Origin of the sequence: Streptomyces prasinopilosus (assembly GCF_001419695.1) — a bacterium.
Lineage (GTDB): Bacteria > Actinomycetota > Actinomycetes > Streptomycetales > Streptomycetaceae > Streptomyces > Streptomyces prasinopilosus.
In genome coordinates this window covers 1-10,074 of sequence record NZ_LIRG01000077.1, presented here as the reverse complement: position 1 = coordinate 10,074, position 10,074 = coordinate 1, and the positions used below count along the sequence as shown (strand labels likewise).

Below are 10,074 nucleotides of genomic sequence, written 5' to 3'. Positions count from 1 at the left end.
CCCTCGACTGCCTTGCCCTCGACTGCCTTGCCCTCGGCGGCCTTGCCCTCCGGAACATGGTCGACCCCTGGGGCACGGTCCGCCCCCGGCACACGGTCGGTGTCCGGGGCGCTACCGGAGTCCGGCGCGCGGCCGGTCCCGGAGGCCCCCGGCCTCTGCGCAGCCGCGAGGCGCTCGCTCTCCGCGAGCCGTTCCCGGGCGGCGAGCCACTCGGTCACGTCCTCCCCGGGGCCGCAGGCCCGGACCAGCGCCGCGACGACCTCGGCCCGCGGCAGCGCGTCCCGGCGCAGGACGTCCGCGAGGGTGCTTCGCGCGAGCACGTCGCCGCGTTCGGCGGCCCGCTCCTCCAACTGCCGGTAGGTCAGCTCGCTGTGCTCCTTGAGCCGCCGCAGCAATCCGACGTACTCGGCCGGAGTCCGCGCCCCGCCGGGCTCCGAGCCGCCAGAGATCGCCATTCCGTCATTGTCGTCACGCGCCTCACACCCGGCAATCCCCCGTCCCGGCCACGTCGGGCGGCCCGCCCGCGCCGTTCCGGACAGCCTTCCGACCAGCCCGGACGGCCTGGCCCTTGTCCCGGACAGGGCGAACCGTTGCCGGACAGGATCCCGCGGTCCAGGATCGGTTGACGTCGCCGCAGGCCGGACCCACGGGGGTGGACCGGCCTCGGCGGACCCACCCGGACGACACGGCGGGGAGACCGGATCCGGACGGCGTGGCGGGGAGCGGATCCGGACGGCGTCCCGCTGGGGAGAACCCCGTGGTGAGGCCGCCCCGGTGCCCCGCGCGGAGCCGTGCCGAGAGCCGGCACGGGGAAGGACGCGTTCACCTGGAAGAGTGCCAGGAGGGCGCGCTCCCGGAACGCGTCTCTCACCCGTAGGTGGGAGGAAGGACCGGCTGCCGCCCCGGCCCGACCGCCGTGCGGACGGCCGGCCAAGGGCTGTCCCGTGCCTGTCGGCCGCGGACGAGGTGTGATCCCGCCACGGTGGGAGTGAGCACGGCATCGGAGCGCGTACGGGAACCCGCGCAGGAGGATCGCGCACGAGCACCCGCGCACGAAAACTCCTGTGCGCCGGCTCGCACACCTCTGCGACCATCCCCGAATGGCGCACCGTCTCGAATCGCTGGTCATCCGGCACACCCACCGTCTCCCCTCCCCCGCGGGTTCCGCCGGGCAAGGAGCCACCGCCGCCCGGCAGTTCGACGCGGCGCTGACGTCCGTGGGCTTCAAGCTCTCGGCGGAGCTGCTGGAGCGGCTGTCGGGGCTGTCCGAGGCCGCGGTCGTGCACACCGCCGGGCGGACGCTGCGCACCGTGAGCGAGATGGTGGGCGACCACGTCCGGCACAACGCGTACTTCATCGACTTCCCGGCGAACGTGCCGGACACCGAAGACTTCTGGATGCGGTGCGTGGTGCAGGCGCTCGGCGACGACACGGCGCGCGGGGGCGTGCTGACGCAGCTGGCACGCGGGGCGCTGAACCTGCTCAGCCTGCCCGCCTACGGCCGCTACCGGCACACCTACGAGGAGATGCTCGCGGCACAGGACGAGCTGATCGCCTCGGCGGGCGACCGGGTGACCGTCCTGCACCTCGGGCGGGGTCTGGACGACGAACTCACGGACCTGTACCTGGCCCTGGCGGGCAGCACGACGCCGCTGGGCGAGGAGCACCTGCGCGACCTCAGGACCCTCGCCGAGTGCTGCGCGCTCGGCCCCCAGCCGGAGTCGATCCCGGTCCGGGAGAACCGGGCGGTCGTCAACGAGGCCCGTCTCGCCGCCGGCGTGGACCCCCTGCTGGACACCGTCACCGACGTGCTGCGGCTGGCCTGCGCGCTGTCGGGCGGCGACGTGACGCTGCAGGAGCCGACCCGGTTCCGGACCCTCCCGCGGCCGGTCCGCCGGGTGCTGCTCGCGGGCCTCGACGCCGTGGTCGCGGCGAACCCCGCCAAGCTGGCCGACGTGCACGCGCACCGCGAGCCGTTCAAGCGGCTCGGTGAACGCCTCCACCCGCACGAGTACCCGCGCTGGCCGCACGCCGCCGACGTGTTCGCCGTGGCGCGGGGCGAGAAGGAGGCACGGTCCTTCGACAGCCGCGTGGAGGAGCTGCTCGGCGCGTCCGACGTCCCCGGGGCGGTACGGCTGCTGGAGTCCGCTCCCGGCAAACTGTTCCGCGCCCTGGACCACCTGCTGCGCAGCGCCGCCGGCCAGGACGGGCGGGACGCGGTGGTGGCCGCCGCGGCGCGGGTCGCCCCCGAGGTCTCCGGCCGGGTCGTGCTCTCGGTCCGCGAGCACTTCCAGAACCGGGAGCGGGCGACCGGCGCACCCCGGATCTTCGTCAACCGCCGGGGCCGCGGCTGGGCCGCCCCCGACACCCGGCCGCCGGTCCCCGCTGCCGACCGCGACCGGCTGACCGCCGCCCTCGACGCCGAGCTGCGCCGCAGGCTCCCCGCGCCGGACCGGCTGCTGCTCGACCCCGACGTCCTCGACGTGGCGCTCCCGCTCAGCGGCAGGGCGACCGCGGCCGGGCTCGGCGTACTGCCGCGAGGCTCGCTCTCGGCGGTCACCGGCGAACGGCTGCGCTTCTTCGTGTACTGGAAGGAGGCGCAGCACCGGACCGACTACGACCTCTCCGCGCTGCTCCTCAACGCGGACTACAGCACCCGCTCCTGGCTCTCCTACACGTCCCTCAGGGCGGTCGGGGGCAGGCACTCGGGCGACGTCACCCAGGCGTCCGACGGGGCCTCGGAGTTCATCGACCTGTCCCTGGGCCGGGTACGCGGCGCGTTCATCGTTCCGCAGGTCAACATCTACGACGGCGAGGGCTTCGAGGAGGTCGAGGAGTCGTTCTTCGGTTTCATGCTGCGCGACGGTGAACGGAAGGGCCGGCCGTTCGAGCCGCGCACGGTGCGCATGAAGTCGGAACTGCGCGGAACGGGCCGGGTGGCGCTGCCGCTGGTGTTCCGGCGCGAGGACGACGGCCGGTGGCGCGCGAAGTGGCTGCACCTGTACCTGAAGGGCATCTCGTCGGCCAACCGGGTCGAGCAGAACCAGGTGTCGGTGTCCAAGGTGGTGCGCGCCGTCGCGGAGCGCGAGCACCTGACGGTGCGGTACCTGACCGGCCTGATGTCCGGCGGCACCACGTCCGTGGACCTGTGGGACGGTGGGCCGGCCCCGGACGAGCCCGTGACGTACATCGGTCTCGAACGTCCCGAGGGACTGCACCCGGACTCCCGGATCATCACCCTCGAAAACCTGCGCGACCTGATCCCGGGCTGAGTGCTAGCGTTGCCCACGGCGAGGCCATGAAGGGGCTTCCTTCTCAAATCCTTTCCTGAAACAAGTCCTTTCGCTTTCCTCGCCCTCGACATCGCCCCGGGCGGTGCCCGCACCCACCACGCGGGCACCGCCCGGGGCCGTTTTTCCTTCCGCCGGCCGCCCTCTCCTTCGCCTTGGACGCACCAGAGGGAGCCAGTGGTGTCCCACAGCCTCGCGAACTGCCGAATCCTCACACTGGTCACGCCCGACCAGACCACTTCAACAAGACCATGTCGCGAACCCTTAAAAGCGTTCGATCTCTTGGCCTGCCGGGATCTTGTAGCAGCCGGAGATGACGTCCAGGCTCAACATCGGGGGCTCACTCTTTGCCATCTTTACAATTCTTGCGCTGAATTTTTTCTCGTCATTGTCGGCGGTCATCCTAATGTTCTTGTTCTTGCTGGTGTCCGGCCCGTATTCGACGATCCTCCACCCGCGTTTCGGCAGTTCCTCCTTGAGGCGTTCCATGACTGGGTCAAGGTCGTCAGCCGAGGTCGGATAGAAGCTCCAGGGGTGGAGGATCCGGAAGTGCTTCTCCGTATCCTTGCCTGAACAGTCCACGACTGTCGAATAGCTTTCGGAAGCTTTTCCTTTGACTCCGATCAGATCGTAGATACCACTGGACACCCTTTCCGTCGCATCGGCGGCGTCGGACGAGGTGCTCGTGCCGGAAAATGGGACGCCGTCGGATCGACTGTCGTTCATACTGCATCCAGTGAGGGTAATGAGGGTAGCGGAGGCGACGAGCATGAGAGCACTCGGTCGAGTCTTCATTATCAACTCCTACTTGACATGCGCTCACGATTCCGAGGGTGATTTCAGAACCGCTTCGTCGCCCTTCCCGACAACGATCAGGGCTTGATTCAGCAGACTCTCGGTGTCCGGCTTCCAGTAATCACTGTGACCTTCGGTGTCCGTGGTCACCTGGTTGGCGCCGAACTCCGGGTCGCTGGGGATGATGAAACCATCCCCGCCGTGGCCCCAGCGGCCGATGTCGGGAACGATGTCTCCATCGGCCTCTTGGTTCCACACGTGTCCTTCGGGAACGTCCATCTCATCTGCGCTGGACACCTTGACGCCCGGACTGCCCGCGAAGATGACTTCATCAGCATTGAGGTGACCCGTCTGGGCTGCCGCGCCGACAAGGGTAGTCCCGTACGAGTGGGCAATTACCGCGGTATGACCTGATGAATTACCGGAATGCGACGCTTCAAGTCCGTCCATGAAATTTCGGAACTCCGGAGCGCCGTCGTACGCATAGTGTTCGAAGGGGGCGTCTCTCGCAACGTGATCGGGCGCATCATAGCCAAGCCAAGTGATCGTGGAAACGGATTCTCCGCTGACCTTTCCGTTGGCTGCCCGCCAGACGTTCACCATCCGATTGATGTTCCCCCCGATCCCTCCCAGGTCCGATTCCGTGCCCGGCACATAGACAGCCGTGTGATGCGCGGTGTCCGGGTTTCCGTTGGCGAGGATCGCGCGGCCGTCCTTTTCCGTATTGAATCCCAGCAGATACGCCTCCGGCAGCCCTCTCGTGCCGGTGGCGTCGAAGCGGTCCTGGATGGCCTGCATGCCTTTGAGCGATCTGTTGAGCCGGTCGTACCGGTCGCCGTACTTGTTGTGCCACTGCATCCACTCATCGGTGTGGACCCTGGACGGGTGGCCCCCGGCCGAGATCCAGGTCCATGCGTGGGACGGCGGCGCCGGAATCGAGTTCAGTTCCGTCCGCATCCTGCCCCGTGTCGTGTCGAACACCATGCGGTTGGCCTCGTCCCGGACGGTGGAGGGCAGTCCGTCGAGTCCACCGACGGTGCCGGGCCGCATGGAGGCCCAGGCTGCCTGCTCCTCCGCGCTGAGTTCCTTCCACCACTCCGCGTTCTCCTTCGGACTGCCGTCCTCGGGTGGTTGGGGCAGTGAGGCGAGGTACTGCCCGCCGGCTCCGGTCACGCCCTTCGCGTCCGAGGACGTGTCGGCCCAGTCCGCATCGGAGACGGTGAGGTCGTCGTCCGCCTTCAGGGCCCGCAGTTTCGGCGCCCATTTCTCGTCGGCTTCGGTCGCTTCCCCGAGGGCCGTGGCGATCAGGTCGGCGCAGTCCCGGGCGAGGCGGTGGTGGGGGTTGGGGTCGAAGCCGGCCGCCTGGCGGCCAAGGGCGGAAGCCGTACCGTCCGTCAGGCCGCTCACCGTGCCCCCTGCGGGGACCTTGCCGTCCTCGCCCTTCTCCCCGCCCGGCGGGTAGGTGACCGAGCCGTCGGCGTTCACGGTGAGGTGCGCCGCCCTGGCGTTCTCCAGGGCCGTGTCGAGTTTCCTCTTGGCCGCTTCCATCTCGTACGAGAACGCTTCGAGAGCGGTACCGATGAGACCGCACTGAGCTTGGATGTAGTGGAAGTTCTGTCCCAGCTTCCCCAGTTGTCTGACCGCCGCGGTCGCGGCCTCGCCCTTCAGCCGGTTCCGCACGGCCACGGCGATCTGGTTCTCGATGCGGTCCTTGGCAGCGCCCGCCATGTCGGAGGTTCCGCGGTAGCCGTCGGCCGCTTCGGAGTACTCGGCGGGCTTGATGGCCTTGAGTGTCGCGAGGTCCATGTCGTCCGGTTACCGCCCCTTGCCCTGGCCGCCGACAGCGGGCGTATCCGCGTATGCCGCCTCGAGCCCGGCGATCTCCGCCTCGACCGACTCGTCCGTCCGGTACTGGTCGGTACCCGCCCTCACCAGGAGGTCCGAGAGTTTTCCGCAGCGCCAGCCGAGGTTTTCGAGGTAGGTCTCCCACGAGACGTGGACGCCCTTCTGGGCGGCGGCGGTCAGGCAGCCGGACTCCTTGCCGAGACCCGCCTGACCGACCTTCAGCTTCCGCCTCGCCCTGCCGATGTCCTCACGCAGCGAGCCGATGTCCGTACCGGCCTCGGTCCAGGTCCGCCTGTTCGAGAGGAGTGTGCCCGCGCCCCCGCCGGGGTCCGCCGGTAAGCGGTTCAGCAGCGTCTGCGCGGTGTGCCGTTCGGCCGCTGCGGCCTTCAGCTGCTCCCATTCGTCCCACGCCATGTGGGGCCCCCTGCCGTGGCATTGTCGAGCGGACGTGAACGGACGACCGCAACGCAACGATTACGGTCGGGACACGAACAGTAACGCCCCGTCACCGATGGCTCCATCCGTGTCGGTCGTCATGGCCTCTGAGTAGCTGTACTCAGCCAGGGCCAGGTTCCCGGCCGGGCCGGGTGGCGTTGCCCGGTGTGTCCGGAGGAGGGTGCGGAGGGTCGGGGCGGGAGGCCGTGGAACACGGGCTCGGCGGGAGTGCCGCCGCTCCGTCGGGCCGGTTGCCGGCCGGAGCCGTCGGGCCGGGACTCAGTCGCCTTCCCGTCCGGCACGAACCGTGCCGTCGGCCGGGGAGAGGCAGCGGCGTACCAGTGTGAGGGTGCGGTCCGTCACGGTGCCGAGCGGGACGCCGCGCTCGACGGCGGCCAGGGCCGTGTGCAGCATCCCGGCGATGAGGTCCGCCGTGAGCGCGGGGTCGGGGGCGCCGATCTCCCTGACGGCGGCGCGGAACGGTTCGACCTGTTCCAGGTGGAGTTCCATCAGCCGTTCCTGGCAGGCGGGCGGGAGGCCGGCGCTCATGAGGGCGGCCGCCGGCCGGTGGGCGCCCTCGGCGCCCAGGCGGAGGCTTTCCCTGAAGAACGCCTCGACGCGTGCCACCGGGCCGCTCGCCTCGGCCATGGCGTCGGCGAGTGCCTCGTTCGACCGCCGGAAGGCTTCCTCCGTGATGGTCGCCAGGAGGGCCGCCGAGGAGTCGAAGTACTGGTACACGCTCGAGCGGGCCAGGCCCGCCCGGGCGCCGACCGCCGCCGGGGTGACGGCGGCGGCGCCCTCGTTCACCAGGAGGTCGATCGCTGCCTTGATCAGTGCCTCGCGCTGGTGGGCACGGTGTTCGGCGACGGTGGAGGCGTTGATCTTCGGCATGCGGGGCGGACTCCTGGCTGGCGAACAGGGCCGGGAGTGAGGTGTCGGCCCGCGGCCCCGGTCGGGAAAGCCCGGTCAGGAAAGGCGGCCGTCGACCATCTCGTGCACCCGGTCGGCAGCGTCCATTATCCCCGTGTCGTGGGTGACCATGACCGTGGCGGTGCCGTGCTCACGGGTCTGCTCGGCGATCAGCTGTACGGCCTCGGTCGAACGCACCCGGTCCAGCGCGGAGGTGGGTTCGTCCACCAGCAGGACGGCGGGGGAGGTCATCAGCGCCCGGGCCAGGCCCGCGCGCTGGCGTTCTCCTCCGGACAGCTGGTGCGGCCGGGAACCGGCGCGGTGCGCGAGCCCGACCGCCTCGATGAGTTCATCGGCCCGGGACCGGGCCGCGCCGTCGAGGCGTCCGGCGATGTGCAGGGGCAGCAGGAGCTGTTCCCTGACGGTCAGGGAGGCCAGCAGGTTGGACTGCTGGAAGACGAAGCCGATGTGGCGTCGGCGGGCCGCGGTGCGCTCCTTGTCCGTCAGGGCGGTCAGCTCCGTGCCGGCGACGCGGACCGTGCCCGAGGTGGGCCGCTGGAGGCCGCCGGCGACGGCGAGGAGGCTGGACTTGCCGGAGCCCGAGGGGCCGACGACGGCGACGAACTCGCCGGGGGCGACGGTCAGGGCGACACGGTCGAGGGCGGTCACGGCGGTGTCGCCGTCGCCCAGGGTGAGGGAGACGTCGAGCAGGCGCAGTCCGCCGGAGCCCGCGGTGTCCGGAGCGGTCCGGTGGTCGGTGGCGGACGTGGTCATCGGGTGGCTCCCAGAGCGGTCAGGGGGTCGACGGCGGTGATGCGGCGGACGGCGACGGCGGCACCCACGGCTCCGAGTCCGACGAGGAGGCCGGCGGAGGTCGCGATGGCCGGGGCGGAGAGGGAGAACGGCGCCTTGCCGATCATCGCGCTGCCCAGGGCGAGGCCGACGGCGGTGCCGAGGGCCGTCGCGCCGACGAGCACGGCGACGACCTGGGCGAGCGCGTCGCGCAGGATGTACCCGGTGGGTGCGCCGAGTGCCTTCAGCAGTGCGATCTCGGCCTTGCGCTGCACGGTCCAGACGGTGAAGAACGCGCCGACGACGAGCGCCGAGATGGCGTACAGGAAGCCCTTGATCAGGGCCATGGTGCTCGACTCCGCCGTGTAGCCCGGGGACGCGCCGTAGGTGGTCTCCTTGGTGTCGGCCCGGGTGGCGGTCGCCTCCTGCACGGCGGAGGTGTCGGCTCCGTCCTCCAGGGTCAGGGCGACAGCCGTGGCCTGCCGGAGCGCGGCCTCGGGCAGGTCGCCCGGCAGGCCGTAGTGCAGGTGGCGCCAGGTGTCGAGGTCGGTGTAGACGACGCCGATGTGGCCGTAGGAGACGGTGTCGTCGACCAGGCCGACGACCTTCAGCCGCACCTCGCTCTTGTCCGCGGTGAGGACGTCTCCGATCTCCACGCCCAGGTCGGCGATCTCCCGGGTGATGACGATGCCCGCGCTCCCCTCCCTCAGGTGCTCGCCCTCGGTGGGGTCCGGGGCCAGGGGGGAGTCCGGGGCCATGCCGAAGACGGCGAGGTTGACCTGTTCGCCCTTCTCGGCGCCCCGCGTCACCTGGGCGTTGGCCAGGGTGTTCCCGAACGGCTCCGCCCGCTGCACCCCCGGGGTCGCGGACCATGCCCGCCAGTCCTCCTCCTCCACGGTGGAACGGGAGAACTGCTCGCTGGTCGCCTTCTCGTCGAAGGCCATGTGGGTCACGGGCAGGGCGCGCAGACCGGATATGCCGGCGTCCGCGAGGCCGGAGGCGAGTCCGGACAGGAGCACGCCGAGGACGGCGATGAGCGCGACCACCGCTCCCATCAGGGCGAAGCGACCGCGGGCGAAGCGCAGATCGCGTAGGGCGAGGAACACGGGATCTCCGAGCGAAGAGGAGTGATCGGGGGAATCGAGGGTGATCGGGGTGATCAGGGCATGGCGGCAAGGAACCCTCGTCGCTTTGCCGAATTTTGACGACGAGAGCGTCGGCATCTTATCGGATGATCCCGACACTGGTGTCGGCTCCCTGTCGGGCGGCGCCGGACGACGCACCGATGCGCACGTTCCGTACCGCGCCGACCGGGAAGGGCACAGACTCGTGCCATGGCTGACATGAGGGCGTTCCGGGAAGCGGTCACCCTGAGGGCGGCCGGCGGCTCCGAGGAGCCCGGTGAGCCCGTGCGGGAGCTGGCGGCGCGGCTGTCCGTCCGGACGGCCGTCCTGCTCGAAGGACTGAGTGACGCGGCGGCGGTCGACGCGCTGGCCGAGCGCCGCGGGCTGGACCTGGAGAGCGAGGGGATCTGCGTCCTGCCGATGGGCGGCGCGATGAGCGTCGGACGCTTCGCCCGGCTGCTCGGGCCGTCGCCCGGCCTGGGCCTGCACCTGACGGGGCTGTGCGACGAGGGGGAGCTCCGCTTCTACGCGCGTGCCCTGGCGGGAGCCACCCCGACGGCCGGCCCGGGAGAGGGGCAGGGGCAGCCGCAGCGGTTCTTCGTCTGCTCGGCGGACCTGGAGGACGAGCTGATCCGCACGCTGGGCGTGGCACGGGTGGAGGAGATCGTCCGGGCGCAGGGCGATCTGCGCGCCCTGCAGACCTTCCAGCAGCAGCCCGCGCAGCAGGGCCGCACCGCCCGGCAGCAGTTGCGGCGCTTCCTCGGCACGAAGAAGGGCCGCAAGATCCACTACGGCCGTGCCCTCGTCGAGGCCCTCGAACCCGACCGCGTGCCCGCCCCGCTCGACGGCCTGTTCGGTGAGCTGCCCGTCGGCCTCTGAACCCG

At 70.6% G+C, this 10,074-nt stretch carries 9 protein-coding genes; 2 read left to right on the top strand and 7 right to left on the bottom strand.

Annotated features, from left to right (window positions below; all coding sequences use genetic code 11):
* Positions 1–455, bottom strand: a 455-nt coding sequence (locus tag AOK18_RS33945) for a helix-turn-helix domain-containing protein (RefSeq protein ID WP_338119097.1), incomplete at its 3' end; no start/stop codon positions are given.
* A 645-nt stretch (positions 456–1,100) separates the two neighbouring features.
* Here AOK18_RS33945 and AOK18_RS04810 point away from each other — a divergent pair.
* Positions 1,101–3,272, top strand: coding sequence for a TerD family protein (locus AOK18_RS04810; RefSeq protein ID WP_055693488.1), 2,172 nt, complete (start codon positions 1,101–1,103; stop codon positions 3,270–3,272).
* A 282-nt stretch (positions 3,273–3,554) separates the two neighbouring features.
* On the opposite strand, the gene AOK18_RS04805 is transcribed toward AOK18_RS04810, so the two are convergent.
* The 6 genes from AOK18_RS04805 to AOK18_RS04780 form a co-directional block, all read right to left on the bottom strand.
* Complete coding sequence (locus AOK18_RS04805) at positions 3,555–4,016, bottom strand: hypothetical protein (protein ID WP_240503059.1); 462 nt, start codon at positions 4,014–4,016, stop codon at positions 3,555–3,557.
* 93 nt (positions 4,017–4,109) lie between these two features.
* Positions 4,110–5,891 (bottom strand): alpha/beta hydrolase, encoded by a 1,782-nt coding sequence (locus AOK18_RS04800; protein WP_055693486.1) that lies wholly within the window; start codon positions 5,889–5,891, stop codon positions 4,110–4,112.
* A gap of 9 nt (positions 5,892–5,900) precedes the next feature.
* Complete coding sequence (locus AOK18_RS04795; RefSeq protein WP_055693485.1) at positions 5,901–6,344, bottom strand: hypothetical protein; 444 nt, start codon at positions 6,342–6,344, stop codon at positions 5,901–5,903.
* Positions 6,345–6,644: 300 nt separating this feature from the next.
* Positions 6,645–7,256, bottom strand: coding sequence for a TetR/AcrR family transcriptional regulator (locus AOK18_RS04790; protein WP_055574009.1), 612 nt, complete (start codon positions 7,254–7,256; stop codon positions 6,645–6,647).
* 75 nt (positions 7,257–7,331) lie between these two features.
* Positions 7,332–8,048 carry an ABC transporter ATP-binding protein gene (locus tag AOK18_RS04785; protein WP_055693484.1) on the bottom strand — a complete coding sequence of 239 codons (717 nt, stop codon included), beginning with the start codon at positions 8,046–8,048 and terminating at the stop codon, positions 7,332–7,334.
* Positions 8,045–9,172 carry an ABC transporter permease gene (locus AOK18_RS04780; protein ID WP_055693483.1) on the bottom strand — a complete coding sequence of 376 codons (1,128 nt, stop codon included), beginning with the start codon at positions 9,170–9,172 and terminating at the stop codon, positions 8,045–8,047. Before AOK18_RS04780 ends, AOK18_RS04785 begins: the two co-directional genes overlap by 4 nt.
* Before the next feature lie 228 nt (positions 9,173–9,400).
* Here AOK18_RS04780 and AOK18_RS04775 point away from each other — a divergent pair, with 228 nt between their 5' ends.
* Positions 9,401–10,069 carry a TOPRIM nucleotidyl transferase/hydrolase domain-containing protein gene (locus tag AOK18_RS04775; RefSeq protein ID WP_055693482.1) on the top strand — a complete coding sequence of 223 codons (669 nt, stop codon included), beginning with the start codon at positions 9,401–9,403 and terminating at the stop codon, positions 10,067–10,069.
* Positions 10,070–10,074 lie beyond the last annotated feature (5 nt).

Bases quoted from the DNA above. Each gene is read 5' to 3' on its own strand.
- AOK18_RS04810 (WP_055693488.1), top strand. From the start codon at position 1,101: ATGGCGCACCGTCTCGAATCGCTGGTCATCCGGCACACCCACCGTCTC.
- AOK18_RS04790 (WP_055574009.1), bottom strand. From the start codon at position 7,256: ATGCCGAAGATCAACGCCTCCACCGTCGCCGAACACCGTGCCCACCAG.
- AOK18_RS04795 (WP_055693485.1), bottom strand. From the start codon at position 6,344: ATGGCGTGGGACGAATGGGAGCAGCTGAAGGCCGCAGCGGCCGAACGG.
- AOK18_RS04805 (WP_240503059.1), bottom strand. From the start codon at position 4,016: ATGAACGACAGTCGATCCGACGGCGTCCCATTTTCCGGCACGAGCACC.
- AOK18_RS04800 (WP_055693486.1), bottom strand. From the start codon at position 5,891: ATGGACCTCGCGACACTCAAGGCCATCAAGCCCGCCGAGTACTCCGAA.
- AOK18_RS04785 (WP_055693484.1), bottom strand. From the start codon at position 8,048: ATGACCACGTCCGCCACCGACCACCGGACCGCTCCGGACACCGCGGGC.
- AOK18_RS04775 (WP_055693482.1), top strand. From the start codon at position 9,401: ATGGCTGACATGAGGGCGTTCCGGGAAGCGGTCACCCTGAGGGCGGCC.